Source organism: Streptomyces sp. NPDC028308, assembly GCF_055565855.1.
Genome location: NZ_JBVHTO010000005.1, coordinates 454,342 through 478,128, shown reverse-complemented (window position 1 = coordinate 478,128; position 23,787 = coordinate 454,342). Strand labels below are relative to the sequence as shown.

At 68.8% G+C, this 23,787-nt stretch carries 9 protein-coding genes and 1 CRISPR repeat array (1 of these 10 only partly in view); of the genes, 6 read left to right on the top strand and 3 right to left on the bottom strand.

All coding sequences use genetic code 11. The features are described from left to right. A CRISPR array of direct repeats spans positions 1 to 172; the repeat unit is 29 nt; unit sequence GGGATCATCCCCGCGGGCGCGGGGAGCAG (it extends 285 nt beyond the left edge of the window). 631 nt (positions 173 to 803) lie between these two features. Continuing rightward, positions 804 to 4,619: a hypothetical protein gene (locus tag ACZ4VA_RS14395; RefSeq protein WP_468081468.1), complete on the bottom strand. Its 3,816-nt coding sequence runs from the start codon at positions 4,617 to 4,619 to the stop codon at positions 804 to 806. A 1,153-nt stretch (positions 4,620 to 5,772) separates the two neighbouring features. Here ACZ4VA_RS14395 and ACZ4VA_RS14390 point away from each other — a divergent pair. From ACZ4VA_RS14390 to ACZ4VA_RS14370, 5 genes are read left to right on the top strand one after another with little or no spacing between them, the layout of a single operon-like run. Continuing rightward, positions 5,773 to 7,401, top strand: a complete 1,629-nt coding sequence (locus ACZ4VA_RS14390; protein WP_468081466.1) for a type I-E CRISPR-associated protein Cse1/CasA — start codon at positions 5,773 to 5,775, stop codon at positions 7,399 to 7,401. Continuing rightward, positions 7,394 to 7,978, top strand: coding sequence for a type I-E CRISPR-associated protein Cse2/CasB (gene casB / locus ACZ4VA_RS14385; RefSeq protein WP_468081464.1), 585 nt, complete (start codon positions 7,394 to 7,396; stop codon positions 7,976 to 7,978). The genes ACZ4VA_RS14390 and casB overlap by 8 nt, the downstream gene beginning before the upstream one ends. Continuing rightward, positions 7,975 to 9,345: a type I-E CRISPR-associated protein Cas7/Cse4/CasC gene (locus tag ACZ4VA_RS14380; RefSeq protein WP_468081462.1), complete on the top strand. Its 1,371-nt coding sequence runs from the start codon at positions 7,975 to 7,977 to the stop codon at positions 9,343 to 9,345. Before casB ends, ACZ4VA_RS14380 begins: the two co-directional genes overlap by 4 nt. Continuing rightward, positions 9,342 to 10,220 (top strand): type I-E CRISPR-associated protein Cas5/CasD, encoded by an 879-nt coding sequence (gene cas5e, locus ACZ4VA_RS14375; RefSeq protein ID WP_468081460.1) that lies wholly within the window; start codon positions 9,342 to 9,344, stop codon positions 10,218 to 10,220. Before ACZ4VA_RS14380 ends, cas5e begins: the two co-directional genes overlap by 4 nt. Then, the gene (locus ACZ4VA_RS14370) at positions 10,217 to 10,966 is read left to right on the top strand and encodes a type I-E CRISPR-associated protein Cas6/Cse3/CasE (protein WP_468081458.1); all 750 of its coding nucleotides are present in this window, start codon (positions 10,217 to 10,219) and stop codon (positions 10,964 to 10,966) included. Before cas5e ends, ACZ4VA_RS14370 begins: the two co-directional genes overlap by 4 nt. 1,278 nt (positions 10,967 to 12,244) lie before the next feature. Here ACZ4VA_RS14370 and ACZ4VA_RS14365 read toward each other — a convergent pair. Further along, positions 12,245 to 14,101, bottom strand: a complete 1,857-nt coding sequence (locus ACZ4VA_RS14365; RefSeq protein WP_468081456.1) for an ABC transporter ATP-binding protein — start codon at positions 14,099 to 14,101, stop codon at positions 12,245 to 12,247. A 218-nt stretch (positions 14,102 to 14,319) separates the two neighbouring features. Then, the gene (locus tag ACZ4VA_RS14360) at positions 14,320 to 15,720 is read right to left on the bottom strand and encodes a hypothetical protein (protein WP_468081454.1); all 1,401 of its coding nucleotides are present in this window, start codon (positions 15,718 to 15,720) and stop codon (positions 14,320 to 14,322) included. Positions 15,721 to 16,197: 477 nt separating this feature from the next. On the opposite strand from ACZ4VA_RS14360, the gene ACZ4VA_RS14355 reads away from it, so the two are divergent. Next, a complete protein-coding gene (locus tag ACZ4VA_RS14355) occupies positions 16,198 to 23,754 on the top strand; it encodes an SDR family NAD(P)-dependent oxidoreductase (protein WP_468081452.1) in 7,557 nt (2,518 codons plus the stop codon). Positions 23,755 to 23,787: the final 33 nt, after the last annotated feature.

Below are 23,787 nucleotides of genomic sequence, written 5' to 3'. Positions count from 1 at the left end.
GACGCTCGTGCCGGTCGCCACGGGATCATCCCCGCGGGCGCGGGGAGCAGACGCTGCTGATGTGGACCGGCGCGGCGATGCCGGGACCATCCCCGCGCATGCGGGGAGCAGTTGAGCATGCCGACGGCGCCGTGGCCCAGGCCGGGACCATCCCCGCGCATGCGGGGAGCAGGACAGCCACGCGTCGGCCGCGTGTGTGACCTGGGGACCATCCCCGCGGGGCGGGGAGCAGATCACACCGTAGTGCGCCGGATGCTGCACCACGGGACCATCCCCGCGGGTGCGGGGAGCAGTGCGGTTCCGTCTCGACCTGCTCGGTCTCCTCGGGACCATCCCCGCGGGTGCGGGGAGCAGCCAGTGCCCAGCACCATGTCGTTGGCCTGGTGGGGATCATCCCCACGGGCGCGGGGAGCAGCTCTCGGCCGCTCCCCGCCAGTCGATCGTGGTGGGATCATCCCTGCGGGCGCGGGGAGCAGTACGTCGGGATGAAGTTGGCGCGGCCGAACTCGGGATCATCCCCGCGGGCGCGGGGAGCAGTCCGGGCAGGGGATCTTGTAGCAGGGCTTGGTGGGATCATCCCCGCGGGCGCGGGGAGCAGCTGATCGGCCCGGTCCTCTGCTACGGCCACGGCCACGAGGGACCATCCCCGCGGGTACGGGGAGCAGCCCAGGTCCTCGTGGATGGCCGGGCAACCACCGGGACCATCCCCGCGGGCGCGGGGAGCAGATGACCCACCCGCCGCCGGCGTCGCGCGCGGCGGGATCATCCCCGCAGGCGCGGGGCAACGGAGGGGCTGTGTCACCTCAACCCAAACGTGATCCTGCAGCGAGTCTGCCCAGGTAGCGCAGTGCCCCGGGGGCGAATTGAGGAAGCAGTGCGATCGTAGAGCTCCAATCCCCATCTAATAGCAGCTGGTGAACAATGCGCCGAGCGATTGCCATGTCGGACTTGGTGTTGCCGGATCGGTGGGCAAGCGTCAGACAAGTCCGAACGACGCGGTCGTGGGCCCGATAGTCCGTAGCTAAGGTCACCGGCACATGTGCGAGATGCATAGCAGCTGCGCTAAGGGCAGTCGTTCGTTCATTTGGTGTCGGTGCCGATTTGGCGTAGCCCCACAGGGCTGCAGTGTCTCCGGCCAGAGCAGATAGCAATGTGCATTCTGTAATGGCTTGCGCAGGCTCAAGTGAGCGTCGCCATCGATGTATGAGGCTGGCGACGAGAGGGTGGTCATTTTCTGCGAGGTGTCCGAGGTGCTGGAGTACCACCAGGACAGTGATCGACGCTGTGTGCCATCTCTGTGGTGTGGCGACGCTCGAAAGCACGGCGCGTCGGAGGGTCTCAGGCAAAAGTGAGTCCGCTTGCCGGATGTCGGGGTAGGCGAGTTGCAGAGCCGCAAGGTCTGGAAGGACCCTGAAGGAGCTTCCCTCGTCGAGCCGTTGCGCTAGGTTCTGCAGCAGCGGCTCGGCGATACGAATGGCTGTCGCGGGGTCGTGGTGTGTCAGTCCGGCGGCAACTGCCGTGAGCGCCTGGCGTCTAAGCGCGGTGCCGGCGCAGTCGGCTACTGCAGCTACTGCTGCTGCCCCGTCTCCCGCGTGAGCCAGTGCCTGGGCGACGAGGTTACAGGAGGCGGGGGCAGAGCTATCGGACAGCAGGCCTGCCGCTTGGTCGGCGTACCGGCTGGCTAGATTGTGGTAGCCGCCCAAGGATGCTCCGAGAGAAAGAGCGGCTAGGTGGCGCACGCGGTCTGGTGTGTTGTGCCGAGCATTGGCAACAGCTTCGGCTGTGGCGAAGTCGCCTACCATACCCAGCGCCTGTGACAGAGTCACCGTCCACTCCCCTGGGAGCGGCGGAGGGGCGGCCGACGTCGGAGAGTGCCGTAGCAATTTTTCCAGCATTTCCCGGCTGCGCAGAAGGTCACCTGTACTCAGCAGGTCTTCTGCTTCCTGAAGCATCGCCATGTGATCAGGGTTGGGCGTGCCGCTGGAGGTGGGCAGCCCTGTGGTGGGTCTGTGTCGTCTGCGTGTTCGCCGGGCTTCGGGGGCGGGTAGGGACTTTTTCGTAGAGGCTCCCGGGGCCGTTTGGCGGCAACTGGCTCGTTCGTAATCGGCTCTCCATTTCTCCTGTTCTTTCTCCCTGGCTTTGTGGCGTGCTTTTTTCCCTTCCTTGTCTTTCACGGCGGCCCGTCTGTCCTCCTCTGCCAGGAATTCCTCAAAGGCTTCGGTGAGTGACGTTGCCCGCTCGGTGATGACGTCCCCAAGGACACCGATGCGCAGGTGCGCGGGCAGGGAGGTCAGCACCCGGACAATTTGGCTGAGCTCGTACCGTGTGCGGCCCGTGTAGGTGACGGCCCTCACGAGACGGGCCAGCATTCCGGCGAGCTCGCGGCGAAGGTAAGCCTGATCGTCCTCGGACAAGGCGGCGGGGTCATCGAGCGTGTCGGTGAACAGGGTGAGTGCCCTTTGGGTCAGCTTCTCGGCCTCGCGGTGCCGTCGCGCCGGTAGTCGAGCGAGCGCCGCGGCGGCGACAGCCAGTATGTCGACCGCTCCCAGCCCGTCTTCGGCGGTGAGTTCGGCGCAGATAGCCGCGATATGGTCTCCGGCGGCGCCGTCGGTTGCAGGTAGGGCGGGGGCGAGCGCTCCCCAGAGCTCCACCGCAGCTGCACGGGCACGTGTGCTGCCCTGGCCAAGGTCCTTGGCCCGGTCGCACAGCGTCACCAAGATGTCCGTGTCTTGGACGGTGACGAGCAACTTTGCCGCCTCCGTCAAAGCGTCTATTCCGGCTGCCTGATCGTTGACCACACAACGCAGCAGCGCTCGGGCTCCATCGAACCTGTGCAGTTGGACCAGCGTGCGGGTGGCTTCCATAAGCCGGGCATACATCGCGGGGTCCTGGCACGTCCCGGGACGGTCAAGGGGGGTGGATTGCAGCTGCCCGGCTGCTTCCTGTGCGACTGCATCGGCTTCTGGGTGATCGGTGTAGGCCATCTCCACCGCCACCTCTGCCAGGTGTACGGCACGCGCAGCCCGGGTCACGGTGGGCGCGTAGCGGGCCATGTTGTGAGCGCGTTTAGGTTCGCCGAGGCGGACGAGGAGGGAAGGTGCACCGTGGGGGACCTCACGCATCTCTCCATGCAGCATGGTTCGTGCCGCAGCCAGCGCGATACGCGTCGCCAGGTCGTCGTGGACGTTCTCATGGGGGGTGGCGTCGATTTCGGCTGTGTAAGCGTCCAGCTGCGCGAGGGCGATCTCCTGGCCGGCAACGACGGAGAACCGACGCAACCGGTGAGGGTCGAGGACGTAGGCGGCTCGTTCCGGGGCCTCCGTCAGCAGCCGCAGACCGTGGGCCAGGGGGTATGGGGGTGTCTCTCCAGGCCAGCCTGCCCTCTGCCACTGCCGCGACCAGTCGCGCAGCGCACGCGTGTGCCGGGCCATTGCTTCGTGGCCGAGGTCTTGACGGATCTGGCGGACGAGGTCGGGGCCAGTCAGGGCATAGGTCTGCAACGCCGGGTCGTCGAGGACGAATGCGCGCCCCTCTGGTTCCCGCATGAGGCGTTCGATGCGGTCGACGGAGGCATGGGTGAGCTCGGCGAGGTCCTGCGCTCGCAGGCCGCCGCCTGCTGCGGAGAGAAGGCCGGCTGCCAGTTCACCAAGGGCTGTCAAAGCCGGCGGCTTCCGACCGTTCTGCGATACCCCGTCAAGGGGCACAAGAGCAAGTAAGTTGGTGCGCGGGCGCAGGCGGTCGGCGATGTCCTTGGGCAGGTGTTCCCAGCGCCTTACGGCGAGGATGACCCGCATGTTGGCATGCGGAGATATGGGCAGGTGGGCGGCGATGCTCCTGCGGTTTCTACTGCCGTCTTGCGGGCCTGGACCCGTCACGTCGTCGTCGAGACCGTCGAGGACCAGCACGAGTTTGCGGCCGTGTTGTGCGCTGTATTCGGCTGCGGTGGTGAAGAGCGTTCTCCACTGGCGGATCCCGCCCGGGATGCCGTGGTGAGCGGAGCGAAGGAGCGCGCCGATCTGGTCGGCAATGTCCCGTTCGAATTGCGCGCGCGGGTCGGTGGCAGGTGTCGCGGCGATGAAGAAGTTCAGGATGTCGGCAGCTGGTGGCGGCCGTTTGACGTAGTCGGCAAGGAGGGAAGTCTTGCCGACCGGAGCATCGGCATACCAGCACAGGTACGAGGGCGCCCCGCGGCCGGAGTTCCGGACGAAAGCGTTCATGATCGCGCGTTCTGCCTCACGCCCTGCAAACCCGGGCGGGGCGGCTTCGGCAGCAGGTCCGTGCGGCCGGACGAAGCGATGGCGCTCGTCTTTCTCCCACGGCTGTGCCGCCTGTTGGCCTTGCCGCGCGGCCGCTTCTGCCTGGGCGGTACGCAGGGCAGTATCCCATCGGCTGTCCGTGTAGAGCGGATAACCGGACAGGCGCTGCAAGGCGTGTACGACAGCCCGGAAGTCCTCTGTCCGCTCGACCGACGGGGTGGTCCGCCCCGTGCGCCAGTCCCGGAGAGTCGATGCAGCGATCCCTAGCTGCCGGGCAGCGCCGCGCGGGGGTCGCGCTGCTTCCCACAGCGTGGCAAGCATGTCCTTCAACGGCTCGGGTTCAGGGCTCTGCACGTCGCTCACGCGATTGTCCTTCCGGCACTCAACTGCGAGAAAACGTTGACCGCGTCGTCGAGAATCACGCCTCTGAGCTGGGCAAATCGAAATTTTGTCCAGGTAGCGGCTCGCCGTCACCCATGGCGCTTCGCGACTCTGGGGTCACCACCACAGCAGTCGGCTTCCGGGCCCCTTGCGGAAGGATGATCCGTGTCCCAGATTTCACAGCTTCTCTCCTACAGCGCCGCTCTGAGCGGGTGCGCAGGACTGCTTTATACAGGCGTCCTGTTCACTGTGGCGTTGGTTTCGGTGTTCGCGCCCACCCCTCAACGCCGCAGGGACGCCCGGACCACCCTGGCCATCCTCGTGCGCCGCCGGACGCGGTGAGCAGAACACGGCGGGAGACCTGGCGCCCTGAGCGCGCACCGCCTTTGAGGAACCAGGCTCGCGGCACGGTGACCGTCACCGGTGACCACCGCGAGGCACGTCCCGCCGCGCTCGCAGCACCAATGTCCAACTCGACAGCTTTAAGAGCATCACCCGAGTATTTGATCAGGATCAATTCGCGAACTCACCTCGTGCGCAAGCGGGATGAGATACAAATGCAGTCGCGGAAGGGTGCGCCCTGCACGCCGTTATCGGCGGCCCTGCTCGGCAGCAGCAGGGCTGGAGGTCTCGATACGGGGCGGACCCTTGCGCGACTGGCTGGGGTCACGGGGGGGGAGTTGGTTCTCATCGTCGTTGCAGGGGTCGTCAGCGCTCGCTCGCGCATCCCTACGCCCGTTCTCGGCTCAGAACCTGGGCCAAAAAACTGTCGGCCCAAGCGGCCGGTTTCTGGTCTGAACGCACGGAACCGGGCCCGGCATCGTCCGTCTGTCGGCGTGGGCCGCGGCGGCGCCGTCGCCCGGGGCGGCCGGCGCGGCGCGCGAAGTATCGGCAGGCTCACCTGGCATGTGTCCGAGCAGTCCGAAGCCTCCGCATGTGGAGGGGAGTTGATCGGCATTTGGAGAGGTCCCGCAGGCAGGCGGGAATGGCCCGTCGACAGCATTGAGGGCTCTGCCTGAGTCTCTCCCCGCGTGCGCGGGGACTGCCCTTCTTCTGTCTTCGCGGTGAGCGCGCTGTACAGCCCGGCGGTACATCGTTTCCGGCCGGCTGCCTTGCCGTCCAACGATTCGGTGTCTTGCCATTGAGAGAGCGGTGGTCACACTTGCCCAAGTCTCGTCCGCTCAGATCCGGCGAGCAGCGTCCCAGCTGGGACCCGCGCCGCAAGCCCTGCATTCCGACGATAACCATCGACGGCGCGATGGCTCACCACTCCTTATGCTCGCTCCTCACCCACGCCGATGAACTGGCCGCTGTGGACTGCGCTTCACCCGGCGAGACGGTCGCGGTGATCGAGTACCTGATGGCCGTCTGCTTCGCCTCCGGAACCTCACCGTCCTCGGATCAAGAGTGGCACGCCTGGATCGTCGGCCGGCGAAATCTTGCGTCCGCCGCCGCCTGGCTGGACAGCCAGCCGGACGGCTCCTGGGACCTGTTCCATCCCACGGTTCCCCTCCTGCAGAACTCCCAGCTGGTCGACGACCTCGCCGAGAGTGGAACAGGAACGGCCCAGCTGGTCATCGAACACTCCGGTGACTACAACCAGCACTTCGACCACCACCATCTCGAGCTCAACAACCCGCTTCCTGCAGCGGATGCCTTCCGCGCCACACTCACCCAGCACGTATACGGCCCCTATGGGCGGGCCCGGATGTCCGGTGAGCGGCTCGGCGCCAAAGTCACCAATCTCGCCGCGGGACGCCTGACGGGAAGAATCCGCGTCTTAGCTCTGGGGCAGACGCTGGGTGAAACGCTGCGCCTGAACCTGTACCCGTCCGAGGGGCCGGCAGACTTCCTCAACACCTCCTGGACCACCGACGGCGTCGATCGCCGTACGTTCAAGGACAAACCCCGCCCCCGTCCACCGCGCAGTTCCGCAGACCTGCACAGCGCGTTGGGGCGGTCCGTGCTGTTGCATCCGGAGCGCGGGCCGGGCGGACAGATCGTCGTCGACCGGGTCCTGATCGGTGCCGGCGAATTGCTGGAGATCGACCCGGACCGGCACCTTCAGGACGCGGTGTTCAGCACGGCAACCAACGGCGCCAGGAAGCCGCTGTGGCCGTCTCCGAGCAGGGCCCTGTGGCAGGAGGCGCATGCCCTCTACAGCGCCGTCAGGGACGACCGGGTCGGACTGTACGCGCGACTGCGTTCCTTGCCCTACGAGCGCAAGGGGGTCGGGGCTCCCTATCAGCTGTGGGCAGTCGGCCTGCTCACCAACAAGACCCTGCCACTCGCCTGGACGCATGGCGTCTACCCCTACGCTCCCGGCATGGCCGCCCACCTCTACCGGGCGTCCCGCCGAGGCTCCGACATCGCCGAATACATCGCCAGAAGCCTCAAGAACGCAGCGATTGTGGCCGCCGAGACCGCCTTTCCCGCCATGCGAGCCGCGGACGAAGCCGGCCAGGTGGCACGGCTCGATGCCCGGTGGATGTTCTGGCCCGCGGCGGAAACGCCCTTCCACGAACTGCTGGACGAGGTGGTCGAGCGCGGACCGCAGGACGACGACCCGGTGTCCGAACCCCTCATCACCTACGCGCAGGACCTACTGGCCACCGCCCACACCCAGTTGCTGCAGCTCCTCGACACCCTGCCGCCTAACGACCGCAACCACCGCGCGCGGGCCCGCGCCGAGCAGCTCTTCGACGACGCCATGTCCGGCAACCGGGCCCCGGCCGAACTACGAGGGGAGATCGCGCGTGACTGAGCACAACCTATCCTTCGGAGCCGATTCCGATCGCTCGCACCTACAGCACGACAGCGCGGCGCTCACCGCCTGGCTCACCACGCTCGTCCGCAACCGTGAGAACGGCACACTCGCCGAGCTGCGCCGGGCCAAAGGCGGTACGAACGCGCACATCCGCGCCGGCTGGTACGGCGGCCACGACCACCGGGACCTGTTCGAGCGGATGGCGTTCCTGTTCGCCCTCTACCACCAAGGTCGCCCTCAGCCGTCGTATGGCCACGGCAGCCTCGGCGCCGCCGCCCGCCGGATCGGGGACGGCACCGGCCGTGGCCCCGACAACCCAGGAGCCCAGCGCCTGGTGGACCGCCTGGTCGCGAGCCGGCGCGTCCCCTGGCGCCACCTCCAGCACGCCGTCACCCGGCTGCGGTCCTGCGAACAGCCCCCACCGTCCTGGACCACGCTGACCGAGGACCTCCTCAAGTGGAACGACCGCAAAGCGCGCGTCGCCTACCGGTGGTCGGTCGAGTTCCATACCCCGCCGGCCAGAGCCCGGCAATCAACGGCCCAACCGACGACGCGGAAGGACACCACCTCGTGACCGAGGCAGCATCCCGCAGCCAGTTCCTCTCCCTGCACCTCCTTGAGACACTGGCGGCCGTTCTCCCGGTGCGCGACGAGAACGCCCAGCCCAAAACGCTGGTCTTCGGAGGCGTGGAACGCCACATGATCACCAGCCAGGCACGGCGCCGCGCCGAGCGGGTCTACGCCCGCAACCGCGCCAACGAAGGCCGTGGCGCCCTCAAGGGCCGCAGCATGGGTGTCCGCACCCGCGAATGGGCGATCCTCGCCGGACGCGAACTCGAATCCGCACACGGCTGGGAAAAGGAACAAGCCCTCGACACCGCCCGCGCCGTGATGGAGGGAAGCGGACTCAAATTCGGCGACGCGCAAAAGCGCACCGTGGCCAATCTGACGAAGGTTCTCATCTTCGCCCCCTCCGACGCCGGCCTGAAGATCGCCAACTACATCGCCGCTCACGCCGAAGAGGTCGAACAGTGGCGCAGCGCCTACCGCGAAGCCCAGGCTCGAGCGGAAGCGGCGAAGAAGGCCCGCAGGTCGTCAGCCAAGAAGAAGACGGCATCGCCCGCAGAAGCGGACGCCGGGGAAGAGACGCCTACAGCGGAGCAGAGCGCGGCTTCCGTCTTGCCACCGCTGCCCAAGACCATCCGTGACGCCGTTCTGGTCGCCCTCGCTCCCCGCGACGCCGTGGACATCGCCCTGTACGGCCGCTTCCTGGCGGAGATTCCTGACTCTCCGAACGTCGACGGTGCCATCCAGACCGGTCACGCCTTCAGCGTGCACGAGGCCGAGCAGATCGAAGACTTCTACGCTGCGGCCGACGACGCAAAGCTGGACCGCAAACGCAACGCTCTCTCCTTCCTGGACGCCGCCGATGACGCAGGCGCCGGCATGACCGGCTACCAGTCCCTGATCTCCGGCACCTTCTACCGCCACGCCGTTTTGGACCGCACCCAGTTGCGCACCAACCTGCGCGCGGCAGGCATGGACGACGACGAGGCCGAGACTGCCGCGTCACAAGCCGAGCAGGAGTTTGTGAACGCCTTTGTGGAAGCCTTTCCCGAGGCGAAGAAGAACTCCACTGCCTCCACCGGATCACTGCCGGTGCTCGTCCTTGCCTTCGAAGGGGAACGCCCCTACAACTACGCCTCCGCCTTCCAGCGCCCGGTCGACGAAGGGCCCGAGGCCGCGGGCGGAGAAGGGCCGGCCGGTCCCGCCGCCGTCCGCAGGCTGCTGCGCCACCACACCTTCGTCAGCCGTCGCCGCCAGGACCTGCGCACCGCACGAGTGCTCACCTACGATGCGGAGATCGACACGCTGCTGGGACAGCTCCAGCTGCCCGAAACAGTGACCGTCGTGGAGCGAGCCGAGGACCTCACCCCATGAGCGAGGCGCACGTGCTGCTCATCCGCCTCGCCGGGCCCCTGCAGTCCTGGGGCCTCACCGGCCGCTTCACCCGCCGTGATACCCACAGCCGTCCCACCAAGTCCGGCGTGATCGGCCTGTGCGCCGCCGCCCTCGGCCTCGACCGGGAGGACCCTCTGGGAGAACTCGCCGAGGTCCTGTTCGCAGTCCGCGCCGACCGGCCCGGCACACCGATGCGCGACTACCACACCGTCGGCGGCGGAACCTACCCCCTGCGACCGCGCGACCTCCTCACCGACCACCAGCGCGCCGCCAAGGCCACACTGCACCACGAAGCGGACGGCGGCACGGAACCTGCGCCGTTCGGCCGCACCGACCTCGCCTCCTGGTACGGCTCACCGAAATACGTCACCACCGACCCTGCCTCCGGCGCCCTCGTCTCCAAAGAGGTACGCCGCCACTCCCTGATCACCGAACGCTGGTACCTCGCCGACGCCGCCTTCCTCGTCGGTCTGCAGCACCCCGACCACGCCTTCCTGCAGCGCATCGCCCACGCCCTGGAGCACCCCAAACGCCTGCTCTGGCTCGGACGCAAGGCCTGCCCGCCCTCAGGCGACATCGCCCTCGGCGTGGTCCCGGGAAACCTCAAGCAAGCCTTCGAGACACACGCCCTGCTCCCGGACACCGCCTCACACGACCGCGCGCCACAGGCAGCGGCGGCCGGCGGCCGCCCCTGGGCCTGGATCGAAAGCCCACGCCCGCTGCCGGGCGTCGGCCCCCTGTCGGATCAGCCCGTACGCTTCAGCGCCGACGCAGCCGTCCACAGCCTGCGCTGGGAAACCCGCCAGCGCATCACCATCGCCTCGAACGCCCGCGGATGGGACATCATCCTGTGAACACGACGCCCACCGAGCAGCACCAGGGATCAGGACCCGACCAGGCCGCGAGATTCGTCGCCACCCAGACCCTGCTCACCCTGGACGCCCGCCACCCCTACGTCGCGAAATCCCTCATCGACGCCCACGACATGCACCGCACCGTCATGAGCGGCTTCCCCGGCTGGGTCGAAAACGGCAGCCCCGACGCCCGCTCCCAAATGGGCATCCTGTCCACCTGGACCGTAGACCTGCGCCAGGCACAGCTACACCTGGTGGTGCAGTCCACCGTCCCCGCCAACTGGAGCGGCATCCCCCGCGCCGCCATAGTCCAGGCACCAGAAACCCTCACCGTCGACCGCACCTTCCGCACCAACGACCGCGTCGACTTCCGAACCGTCGTCAACCCCGTCCGCACCATTCCCCCCGCACCCGGCTCACCACCCAAAACCCGCGGCACCCGTGTCGCCCACACCCGCCCCGAACACGTCAAAAAATGGTTCACGCGACGCCTGCAACCACCCGGCGAACCCCCCACCGCCCCCGACGGAGTCACCCGCATCGGAAGCACCACAGACACCGAACGCCTCGCCCTGCGCATGCTCCCCCCCGTCTCCAGCCCTGCCCCCCACAAAGGCCTACGCATCGCCCGCGCAGAAATCAAAGGCACCCTCACCATCACAGACCCGCAAACCTTCGTCACCGCGCTCACCCAAGGCATCGGCCACGCACGCGCGTACAGCTGCGGACTCATCCTCACCCGCTAACAACCACACCACCCAAACAACACGGCAGCACCCCCGTGACAACCAGGACCACCCCACACCACATAGCAGCTCGCTCCGGACGCTTTCCGCCACCGACAGCAGTGAAAGACTCCTTCTCCCTCAACCTCAGGGTGCGGTACGAGACGAATGGAACGTCTCGCGCTCCGCTCCCCGCCAGCGGGGATGCTCCCTTGACCGCGAGTACCTCACCGGTATCCGCCTCCTGCTCCCCGCACGCGCGGGGATGGTCCCCGGCAACTGCACCTCGGGACCCACGACGGGGCCCTGCTCCCCGCACGCGCTGGGATGGCCCCTTCGTCTCGGGGTTGCCCGACGTCCACAGGCTCTGCTCGCCTCACGCGCGGGGATGGTCCCGACTGGCGCGGCGCGGGGTGCCCCCGATCTGCTCCCCGCACGCGCTGAGATGGCCCCCACGTCCTCGACGATTCCACACCCCAGCACAACCGCTCCCCACACCCGTGGGGATGATCCTGACTACACCGCGCTGTTCGCTGAGGAATGCATCTGCTCCCCGCAGATCCGGGGATGGTCCCTACGAGAAGGGCCTGATCACCTTCCGCGCCGACTGCTCCCCGCACGCGCGGGGATACTCTTGACGGCACTGCACGGCACGGCATGCCTTGTCGGTGTCAGGGACATGCTCCCCGCAGGCGCGGGAATGGTCCCGTCGGCTCGTAGGAGACGTGGATCTCCAGATGCTGCTCCCCGCACGCGCGGGGATGGCCCCTTGATCTCGCACCACCAGCCCGGGCCGACCGGCTGCTCCCCGCGCGCGGGGATGGGCCCTACCCTGGTGGCCTCCAGGGCGCCTTGGTGGCTTTCTCCCCGTACGCGCGGGGATGGTCCCCGCGGCACCATCACCCGCCTCGATCTCTTGCCCTGCTCCCCGCACACGCGGGGACGGTCCCCTCGCCGGCGTGCAGACCAACGCGTCGCAGATCTGCTCCCCGCACGCGCAGGGATGGTCCCTGCACGGTCTTAGCGGGGGTCTGCTGAAGGCCCTGCTCCCCGCACGCGTGGGGATGGTCCCGTCAAGGTCACGGAGTGGACCGCTGCCAACCTCTGCTCCCGTCACGCGCGGGGATGGTCCCGACTAGCCAGTCGGGTTGTTGATTTCGCGGTTGGGTTGCTGCCCGATCAAGGAGCGGACGGTCAAGTGCTACGCCGCCACCGCCCACTCGGAGCACACCGCAACGCACCCAGGCAACCGAGCAGGCTTGTGCGGCCCGGACAGAGAATGTCGGACTCTGCGAGGGCTCAATTGCCGACGAGACCGGGAGTTGAGGCGTGCGGAGAGTCGGCTGGCGGTGTTCTAAGCGGTGAGCCAGCTTCTATGGCGTGCCCAGTGGTGAGTTCTCTGTAGTGACTGTTGCAAGTGAGAAGGTGCTCGTGGCTTCCGGAGACTGCTGTCCCGTCTTCCGTGAGCAGGATGACGTGCCGGGCCCTGCGGATGGTGGGCAGTCGGTGGCTGGCGACGATGACGCAGCGGGTGGCCGCCAGGTCGTCCACGGCTCGGCTGACGAGGCGCTCGCTAATGGTGTCCAAGTGGGAGTTTGGCTCGTCGAGGAGGAGGATGTCGCTGTCTGTGAGTAGGGCGCGGGCTACGGCGAGGCGCTGGCGTTGCCCGCCGGACAGGTCGTGGACGCGGCCCAGGGGCGTGTCGAGGCCTTGGGGGAGACGCAACACGGTTTGGTGTAGTCCGACCGTCTCCAACGCGTTCAGCAGGTCTGCTTCGCTGTGCGGTTTGGCGAGACCAAGTTGCAGGTTCTCGCGAATGGTGCCTTCGATGAGGGTGGACTGTTGGTCGACGTAGGTGACGCGTCGGCGCAGGTCGCCGAGGGGCCAGTTGCTGACGGACCTGCCTAGGACGCGGATTTCCCCGTGCTCGGGCTGTGTGAGGCAGTTGATCAGCGTGAGGACCGTGGACTTTCCGGTGCCGGAGGAACCGATGAGGGCGGTTAGCCCGGTCGCGGGGATGTGGAAGCTCGCTTGGTGCAAGACACGGTGGCCTTGTGGAAGGCGGAAGGTGACACGGCGGAAGATCACCGCATGTGCGTCGGGGCGGGGTAGGGGCAGGGTGGGAGCTGCTGTCGTCTCTTGTTCCGCTTCCGCTGGGCGAGTGAGGAGGTGGTGGAAGCGGCCTCGTGCGGTTCGTCCCGCCTGTAGGTGGCCGATGCCCAGGGCGACGACTGTCAGGGGCGAGGTGAGGTGCAGCAAGTAGAGAAAGAAGCCGCTGAAGGCGGCCAGAGGCAACTGGCCGTGCGTGATTTGCTGCCCTGCTGCCAATGCGACGGCTAGCACGGCAATCTGCTGGCCCAAACTCACGACCGGGCCGATGAGGCACTGCAAGCGGGAGGCGGGCAGACACGCTGAACGAACGGCGTCTGCGGCGTGCCCAAGTTTGTGTGCGGCCTCACTCTCATAGCGGCAGGCTTTGACGGTGACGAGTGCGACGAGGTGGGCGGTGAGGCTCTGTGCGAGCTGTCCGAGCGCGTGCTGCTGGGCGACTGCGAGGCGTTTCATCCGGGCCGTCATTGGGGCGATGCAAGCTCCAGTGAGCCCGAAAGCTCCGACGGCGACCATGGTGAGGCCTGGGTCGATGACGACCATGGCGGTAAGCGTGGCCGCCGTGGCGATGAGCGCCACCGGGAGGTGGACGAAACCGGATTCGATCAGCAGACGCAGGAGCGCAGCATCTGAGGTGACCCTGGCAGTGAGGCTGCCAGTGCCCTCGTCGCGTACCGCGTGCAGCGGAAGCCGCAGCAGATGCCCCATGGCCAGGCGGCGCAGTCGCAACACGGCGCGCTCGCCGACTCCCGCCAGTAACCACCCGCTGAGAGCTTGCAGCCCGGCCGCGCCCAGGACAGCGACGCTCATGCCCACGGCGGGAGGGGTGACCGGCTGGTGCCGGGTGAGAGCGTGCATCACGCCCATCGCCAGCCACGGCACCGCCAGACCGGCTGCGGCCGAAGCAAGGGACAGGATGACCGCCAGAGCGAGCAGCAGTCGATCACCGCACAGGAGGTCCTGGCCGATGCGCAGCCCTGGAAACGCCCCGCAGTCCGGAGTCAGTGAACGGGTCGACGATCGCGGGCGGACGGATGGGAAGGTCATATCGCGGTGCCTCGTTTACGAAGACCGGGCGAGGGAGGAGCCAATCGACCGCAGCCCGGACCTCTGCTCATGGTGTCGCGGAAGAGGAGGCGTACTGCCGGCTCCGGGTCCGGTGCAGGCAGCGGCGATCACCGATCGAAGCCCTCGGCACGGCTACAGTCGACGGCGGCAGGCTGCTCTCTGCTGGGTCGTCCAGGGGAGGGAGCCGGAAGGCCCCCTCATACCGGCTGGGGGACATCGTCGGGTGTGAAGTGCACTGCTGTGCCGTACAGGTCGAGCAGTCCTTCGAAGGGCTGGGCGGGCAGGCCGGGCTTCCACAGTTCGACGGCCATCTCCCCGTGGTACAGCAGGGGCCAGCGCACATAGGTCCGCAAATCGGCCGGATCGTTGACGGCGTGTGACCGGCGGACGGTGTCGCGGGCGATCTCGACCGTCAGGTCGGTACCGCAGCCGAAGCCGTAGGGGAACTGTTCGCGGTCCGCTTCGACGGTTTCGATCACCGTGTGGTCGCTGGATACGACACCGACGTGGGCGTGAATGCCGGCCCGGATGAGCGGTACCTCGCGTTCTCCGTCGGGGTCCAGGCCCCAGGTGCCCGACGGGTCCTTCGTGACGCGGACGGTGGGGCACGCCTCCATCAGGGCGCAGATCTCCCACGTCTCTACTGATGGTTGCATCGGCAGCATGCCGCTGGGCGCCAGGACACGCAGGCGCCGCCCGTCGGCCAGGCGCGGCTCGACGGCCACGGTCTGCTCCCGTGTCAGGCTGCGCTTGTCGACGTCCCAGGAACCTGATGCGCTGACCACCAGGCAGTTGAGATCGGGGTCGAAGGCGAACAGCATGCCTTCGCTGAAGCCCCGCATTCCCATGTAGACCTCGTACATGTCGGCCAGCTGGTCGGAGACGAAGTCGGACACCTTCACCGGCGCCGGCAGCAGTCCCAGCTCGCCCATCCGACGGCCGGCATAGGCCAGTTGCTCAGGTGCGGTGCTGGCCTGCCACGCCTCGGGGGTGATCGCGTCCCGGACGGTGTCGTAGTCCTCAGCGACCTGCCGGGCGCACGCCGCGGTGACCAGCCGATCACGCATGCGGTCGGCGATGTCCGTGGTCTCGGTGGGATGACCACCCTCCATGTTGCAGAACGTCACCTCTGCCACCTGACCGGGAGCATCCCCGCGGGACACGAACAGGACCTTGGCCGCGCCGAGCCGGCCCATGGCTGTGCGGGCGGTGGCGACGACGTCTGCGTGGGGGAACGCGCTGAGCCGTTCAGGCACCTCGACCACGGCGACGACATGGCGCGGGTTGCGGCGCAGGCCGTGCTGGTGACGCAGCATGGCACTCAGCGGCGGGTAGGTGTCCGGGATCCTCTCCCGCAGGGGTTGCGGCCCCTCAGGGATCTGCCCGCACATGAGCATCAGGTCAACGTCGCCGTAGGAGCGGTCCAGGACGGTGTGGCCCTGTACCTCGAAGGAGGCGACCAGATGGTTCAGGAAGGACCGCAGCGCCTGCTGTCCTGCCGGCACCTCGCCGATGACCTGAACCGTGCACGGACGCCACCAGCCGCAAGCGGTGACATCGGTTTGGACGTCGGGTACGGCGACTGGGGAACTGCTCATGGCCTACCTTCCGGGAACGTTACGGCCGCCTTGAAAGGGGCCTTCGTCGGCTGGGTCGCGGCGCGCGGAAGCGCGGCGGTGACACGTTTGTTGCCGTGGACGCGCAAGAGGCCGCGTGTGAAAACGGGCTCGGGACGTCGGCGACCCTACCGGCGCCTGAAGGAACACTCATCTACCCACCCTTTCCGGGGATAGACGAGCGGTCCGTTGACGCGCACGCGGCGTTTTTGCACGTCAGCGCCCTGGGATCGGCGCGCACTTCACGCACATGGGTGAATGACCGAGGGGTCCTGGGCCGCCGGATCGGCCGAAATCGCCCCGTATATTCTGCAGATTTGTCTCTAGCGTTCACCCGCACGCGCATCGCGTGCCATAACTGTTCGTCGCTTTCCCTAAGATCACGGCGTCACCGGCGGTGGAAGCACTTTTCGCGCGCCATCACCTGCAAGGCGTCTTTGTTGCCCCTCTTTTTTTCTTGTGCATTGGGAGAACTCTGTGATTGTGGCCCCCACGAACCCTGACAGGCCCGCCGTGGCGATCGTGGGCCTCTCGTGCCGGTTGCCAGGCGGCGTCGATGGGCCGCAGGACCTGTGGGAGGCGCTGGAGGGAGGACGTGACCTGGTGGGAGAGGTCCCGCCGGACCGGTTCGACCCCGAGCGGTTCGTCGACACCCAGCGGCGCAGGAGCAACAAGAGCTACACGGCTGCGGGCGGATTCCTCCAGGACGTGACCGGTTTTGACAACGGCTACTTCCAGCGGGTCTCACCGCGCGAGGCGGCGCGCATGGATCCGCAGCACCGGCTGCTGCTAGAGATGGCGGTCGAGGCCCTGGACGACGCCGGCATCGACCAGACCGCCACCGCCGGGTCGGACACGGCGGTGTTCGTCGGCATGTCCAGTCACGACTACGCCGACTTGCAGTCCACCGGCGGTGATGCCCCCAACGCGTACTCGATGGCTGGTCTGGCCGCGACCAACGCCGCCAATCGCATCTCCCACCTGCTTGACTGGCACGGGCCGAGCATGGCGGTGGATACCGCCTGCTCCTCGGCCCTGACCGCCCTGCATCAGGCATGCGAGACGCTGCGCGCGGGCCGGGCGCGTATGGCTCTGGCGGGTGGAGTGAGCGTCCTGCTCAGTCCGTTCGGTTTCACCGGTTTCTCGGCCGCCTCCATGCTCTCGCCGACCGGTCGCTGCCGTGTCTTCTCGGCCGAAGCCGACGGCTACGTGCGTGCGGAGGGCGGCGGCGTCGTGGCCCTCAAGCTCCTGTCCGATGCGCTCGCCGACGGCGACCGCATCCATGGGGTGATCCTGGCGAGCGGCGTCAACAGCGACGGCAGCACCACCGGGCTGGCACTCCCCAGCGCCCAGGCGCAGGCAGCGCTGCTGGAGCAGGTCTACGCCCAGGCCGGCGTGAGCGCCGACGATCTGTCCTATCTGGAGGCCCACGGTACGGGAACACCGGTGGGCGACCCGATCGAGTGCGACGCCATCGGCCGGGCCCTGGGCGCCCGTCGCACGGTCGGGTCGCTGCCGATCGGATCGGTCAAGAGCAACACAGGTCACCTGGAGGCCGCATCCGGCATGGCCGGACTGGTGAAAGCCCTCCTCGTCCTGCGTCACCGCCGTATCCCACCGACCCTGCACGCGCAGCCGCTCAGTCCTCACATCGACTTCGAGGGCTGGCAGCTCGATCCGTGCACCGAAGCCAGGCCTCTTGCCGGGCAGCGGCCCGTGGTCGGCGTCAACTCCTTCGGCTTCGGGGGCTCCAACGCGCACGTCGTCCTGGCCGCCGCGCCCGTAGTACCCGTCAACAGCCCGAGCGAGCCCCCTAAGGGTGTGCTGCCGGTAGTGGTCTCGGCCCGCACCCCGGAGGCGCTGGAGGCCGCAGCGGCCCGCATGGCTCAGCGACTGCAGGAGGAGACCTCCGAGGGGTTCTACGCCGTTGCATGGACGGCCGCTCGTCGTCGTACCCTGCACCCCCATCGGGCCGTGGTCCTGGCTTCCGGTGCCCGGCAGGCAGCCGAAGCGCTAGAGGCCGTCGGCCAGGGGGCACTGCCCCTGCCCGCCGCCACCGCCACAGGACAAGGGGTGGCAAAGGGCCGAGTGGTGTTCGCCTTCAGCGGCAACGGCTCCCAGTGGGCCGGCATGGGAGCGGACCTGCTACGCGAGGAACCCGTTTTCAGGGCAGCGCTCGACCGGGTCGATGACTCGCTCCGACCCCACCTGGGCTGGTCGGTGCGTGAGGAGATGGCCGCGGCCGACCCCACGCGCATCGAGGCCACCGAGATCGCCCAACCGCTGCTGTTCGCCTTCCAGATCGCTCTGGTGGAACTGCTCAAGGCCCGTGGTATCCGCCCGGCCGCGGTCCTGGGCCACAGCGTCGGCGAGATCGCCGCCGCCCACATCGCCGGCGCTCTCGACCTGCCTGCCGCCGCCCGGGTGGTAGCTGAACGCAGCCGTGCTCAGGCAACCACGCGCGGCGGAGGCCGCATGGCCGCAGTCGGCCTGTCCGCGGAGGAGGCGACCAAGGAACTCGCCCCCTACGCCGGCGCTCTGGAGATCGCCGCCGTCAACGGCGACCATGACGTCACCATCTGCGGTCCCCAGGAACACCTCCAAGCCCTGGGCGCCGACTTGGAGCTGCGCGCGGTCTTCTTCCGCATGCTAGAGCTGGACTACGCCTTCCACAGCCAAGCCATGGACCCCGTACGGGACGGCCTGCTCGCGTCCCTGGAGGGGCTGCGCCCTGCCACCACCGCTGTTCCGTTCGTCTCGACGGTCACCGGCACCGTCTGCCCGGGCGAGGAGCTCGGAGCCCACTACTGGTGGCGCAACGTCCGCGAGCCCGTGCTGTTCGGACCAGCCCTGCATACGTTGCTCGATGACGGTTTCGACATTTTCGTCGATATCGGTCCTCACCCCATCCTGCGGCCGTACTTGCGCAAGGCGGTCAAGGGATCGGAACAGCCTGTGCTGGTCACGGCTACCTGTGCCCGGGCCGTGCCAGGGCCCGCCGCTGTCGACACTGCGGCGGCCCAGGTGCTGGCCGCAGGCGCTCACATCCAGTGGGACGCCTTCTTCCCGCAGCCCGGACACACGACCGACTTGCCGGCCTATCCCTGGCAGCGCGAGCGGCAATGGCACGGTGACCCTCAGTGGTGGCTGCGCGTCACCGGCGAGACCACCCCCGTCCAGCACCCCTTGCTGGGGGCACGCGTCCCCGTGCAGCAGCCCTGCTGGTCCAACCTAGTAGAGCCCACCCGGTTGCCGTGGCTGGCCGACCACCAGGTCGCAGGCTCCGCCGTCATGCCCGCCGCCGCCTACCTGGAGATGGCCCTCGCCGCAGGCGGCCTCGTCCACGATGCCCCCGTCGAGGTCAACCATCTCCTCATCACCCGTGCTCTCGATCTGCCCTGGGATGACGAGGCCGCCGACGTGCGCGTACAGGTCTCGCTCAGCGACGGCGACCAGGCCCTAACGATCGCGGCACGTACCGGCGACGACCTGCCGTGGCAGCCGTACGCCCGGGCCCGCGTGCGGCGTCTGCTGGCCGCCGCACCACCCTGCGTCGACCTCGCCGCCCTGCGCTCGCGCCTGCACACCCGCATGGACGTCGCCGAGCACTACGCCCGGGCCCGGCGCGCGGGCCTGGTGTACGGCCCCGCCTTCCAGGTCCTGACGGAGCTGCAGCTGCACGAGGGGGAAGCCCTCGCCTCCTACACTCTGGGGGAACCCGCTGACGGCTACCACGTCCACCCGGCGCTCCTGGACGGCGCACTCCAGGCAGGCGGTTGCCTGACTGGTGTCAACGGCGAGTACCTGCCGTTCTTGCCGGTGGCCGTCGAAGCCTTGCGCCTGTGGCGCACTCCGCCGCAGAGCGGAATGATCCACGTACGCCTGCGGGAGAACAACCCCCAGGAAACGTGCTGGGACATCACCCTCTCCGACGCCGACGGCCTTGTCTGCCTCCAGCTCACCGGCTGCCGGTTGCGCCGCATGGGCAACACCCCCACCGAACCCGTACAGCACCTGGTCAACGTGCTGCGCGCCGCTCCGGGCGCCACCGACCCGGCACTGCCCGCCCTGCTGCCCTCGCCCACCGCTCTGGCGCAGGCGTGTCTGCCCTACCGCGACCGTCTGGAGGAGACCTGGCGCGAGGAGGGGAACGAAGCCGGGCTGCAGCGTCTACGCGAGTGCTGCTCGCGCCTGATCGCCGACGCGTTCGCCCAGATGCTGCCAGAAGGGCAGAGCGAGTTCGACACCGGGGATCTGGTGGCAGGCGGCATGCAGCTCCGCCACGCCCCTCTGGCCGAGCTGCTCGCCCATGCCACCCGGGGTCTGCTGCGCCCGATCCAGCCGGCCGGAGAAGGCCGCCCTGCCCGCTGGCGCCTTCCCGACACAGACGGCCCCCCGGCGCTGGAGCTGTTCGAGCAACTCGTTCGCGACTTCCCCCGGCATGCGGTCGAGACGTCCCTGTTCGGCCGGTGCTGCCTGCACCTGGCCGACGTCCTGAGCGGCAAGCGCGATCCGCTGACGCTGCTCTTCGACGAACCCGACCGCCATCTGATCGAGTACTTCTACAGCGACGCCGTCCAGCCTCGCTTCCACAATCAGCTGCTGCTCGCCCTGGTACGCGAACAGGTCCGCACCTGGCCCGAGGACCGGCCGCTGCGCATCCTGGAGGTCGGTGCCGGTACCGGCAGCAGCACCGCCCTGCTTCTGCCGCACCTGCCGCCCGAGCGCACCGCCTACGCCTTCACCGACCTGTCCGCTGGTTTCTTCCCCTCCGCCAAGGCGCGCTTCGCCGACTTCGACTTCGTCGACTACCGCTGTCTGGATCTGAACCAGGACCCGGCCGAGCAGGGCTTCACCGCGGGCTCCTTCGACGTGGTGATCGCCACCAACGTCCTGCATGCCACCCGGGACCTGCGTGCGACGCTCGCCCGCGTCACCCATCTCCTTGCCGACGGCGGACAACTTCTCGCCCACGAGACCCACGAACCGGGTCTGCTGGCCCCCTGCTTCGGCACCCTTGAGGGATTCTGGGACTTCACCGACGCCCCGTTGCGCCAGGACTCCCCTCTGCTGCCGGCGCAGGCATGGGCACCTCTGCTGCGCGAGTGCGGCTTCGACGAGGTCGCCCAACTCGGACATGACCAAGCTTTGCCGGAACTCGAGTACTCGGTGCTCTGCGCCCGCCGCGCACCCCGCTCCCCCGCCCTCCCCGTCCCCCTCACACCGCCCGCCGCCGCGGACGCGCGTTGGCTGCTGGCCGGGGAGAAGCCCGACGGCGACCTGCTGCGTGACCTCGTCGTCGTTCTCCTCGAGGCGGGCGTCGACGTCCGCGTCACCGGTCTGGACCAGGCGCCTCGGCACTGGGCACAGGGCGCGGGGGAACAGCAGCCGCCGCACACGGTCCTGGTGTTCGACGCCAATTCCGGCGACAGCCCCGCCGACATGTGCGAGCAGGCCGTCGCCCGACTCGGTGTGCTGCGGGACCTCGCCGAAACCGGCTCACACCTGCCGGCCGGGGCCGCAGCCAACCTGTGGATCGTTACCCGGCCCAGCGGCATCCACCCCGCTCCCGAACGGCCGGGCGCTCCTGAGGACGCAGCACTGTGGGGCGCTACCCGCTCCCTGGCGAACGAGATCCCCCAACTGACCATCCGGCGTATCTCCCTGGATACCGGGGCCTGGCCCGCCGACGACGCGCGGCGCCTGGCGGCCGAACTGCTCCAGCCCACCGACGAGGACGAGGTCGTCCTGACCCGCGGCGGGCGCTTCGTCCCGCGCACCGTTCCCCGGCCCGCTTCCACCACCGCACCCGAGGCCTCCAGCTCAACGCCCTTCACGCTGCGTCTGCACGACGCCGGCCTGCGCCCCCGGCTCACCTGGACCCCGGACCGGCCGCAGCAGCCCGCCGCCGACGAGGTCACCATCGCCGTCGCAGCGGCCGCCCTCAACTACCGCGACGTCATGCTCGCCGTTGGCCTCCTGCCCCCGGGCGCGGAGACCCCGCTGCCGGACGGGCCAGCCCTGGGCCTGGAATGCGCCGGCACGGTCACCGCAGTCGGCGCCAATGTCACCCACCTGGCGCCGGGCGACCGCGTCTACGCGCTCGCGCCCCGCAGCCTCGGCTCCCACGTGACCGTCAACGCCCGCCTCGTGGGGACCATCCCCGACGGCATGACGTTCACCGAAGCCGCCACCCTGCCGGTGGTCTACTTCACCGTCCACCACGCCCTCGATCGCCTCGCGCGTCTCCAGGCCGGCGAGACCGTCCTTGTCCACGGTGCCGCCGGCGGCATCGGCCTCGCCGCCCTCCAGCTCGCCCAAGCCCGCGGCGCCCACGTCATCGCCACCGCCGGCACCCCTGCCAAACGCGACCTGCTGCGCATGCTCGGCGTCCGCCACGTCCTGGACTCCCGCACCCTGGACTTCGCCGAGCACGTCCGCGACCTCACCGGCGGGCAGGGCGTCGACGTCGTCCTCAACTCCCTGGCGGGAGAGGCCATCAGCCGCACCCTGGAACTCCTGCGGCCGGGCGGACGCTTCCTGGAACTCGGCAAGCGCGACATCTACACCTCCACCCCCCTGGCGCTGCGGCCCTTCAGCAACAACATCGCCTTCTTCGGCGTGGACGCCTATCAGCTCATCTCCGGCCGCCTGCCTCAGGCCGGGACCTGCTTCGACGAAACAACCCAGCTCATCGCGGACGGAACCTATCGCCCCTTGCTGCACCTGGCCTACCCGGCCACCCGGATCAGCGAGGCACTGCGCGTCCTGCAACGCTCCCGCCACCTCGGCAAGGTCGTCATCACCTTCGAGGAGCCACCTCCCCTGGAGCGCATCGACCCGCCCCTGCAGCTCTCCCCGGACGCCACCTACCTGGTCACCGGCGGACTCAGCGGCCTGGGAGCAGCCCTCGCCCACCGTCTCGTCGACCACGGCGCACGCCACCTCGCCCTCCTGGGCCGCCGAGGCGCCGACACCCCCGACGCCGCCCAACTGATTGAGACGCTCGCCCAGCGCGGCGCCACCGCCACTGTCCACGCGGCTGATGTCACCCGCGAAGAGGACCTGCGCCGGACATTCGCCACCATCGACACCGACGCCCTCCCCCTGGGCGGGGTGATCCACGCCGCGATGGTCCTGGACGACGCACCGCTGGCCGAACTCACCGACGAACGCCTGCGCACCGCCCTGGAGCCCAAGATGCTCGGCGCGGCCGCCCTGGACGCGCTCACCCGCGAGGGCAACCTCCACCTGTTCGCGACCTGCTCATCGGTCACCGCCTGGTTCGGCAACGCCTACCAGGCCAACTACACCGCCGCCAACGCCTACCTCGAAGCACTCACCCGCACCCGGCGCGCCGCCGGCCTGCCCGGCACGACCGTGTCCTGGGGCGCTGTCGGCGACACCGGTTACGCCGCCCGCCACGGCATCACCGACATGCTCGCGCGCCTCGGCTTGGACAACCTCACCCCCGCCGAGGCCTGCACCGCCCTCACGGACGCCGTCGCCCAGGACACCGACGTCACCGCCGCCGCCAGGATCGACTGGGCCCGCATCCGCAGCATGATGCCGGCCGTGCAGACCCCCCGCCTCGCCGGTCTCATCCCCCTCCACACCCCCCAGGACGACGGCCCCGACCAGCTACGCCACCGCCTCGCCACCGCCACCCCCGACGAAGCACTCACCCTGGCGGCCGACGCCATCACCCAGGTACTGGCCGAGATCCTGCAGACCGACCCCGCCCGCCTCGATCGCGACCGCCGCCTGGACCAGCTCGGCCTGGACTCCCTGATGGCCGTCGAAGCCGTCGTCGCCGCACGCCGCCGCCTGGGCTGCGAACTGCCGACCCTGGAATTCCTCAACGCCCAAGGCATCACCGACCTCGCCCGCCGCGCCCTGATCCGCCTCGGCCACCAGACCCCCACCGTCCCGGCGCCGGCCACGCCCAGTTCAACAGCGTCGGCTCTGCCCATTCCGGGCCCAGCCGGGCCCGCACTGAGCGCTCACACCCCCTGACCCCACCGACCCATACACCTGTCGTAGAGAGGC

Coding starts and splice junctions, on each gene's coding strand:
- cas5e (WP_468081460.1), top strand. CDS start 9,342: ATGAGCGAGGCGCACGTGCTGCTCATCCGCCTCGCCGGGCCCCTGCAG.
- ACZ4VA_RS14365 (WP_468081456.1), bottom strand. CDS start 14,101: ATGACCTTCCCATCCGTCCGCCCGCGATCGTCGACCCGTTCACTGACT.
- ACZ4VA_RS14360 (WP_468081454.1), bottom strand. CDS start 15,720: ATGAGCAGTTCCCCAGTCGCCGTACCCGACGTCCAAACCGATGTCACC.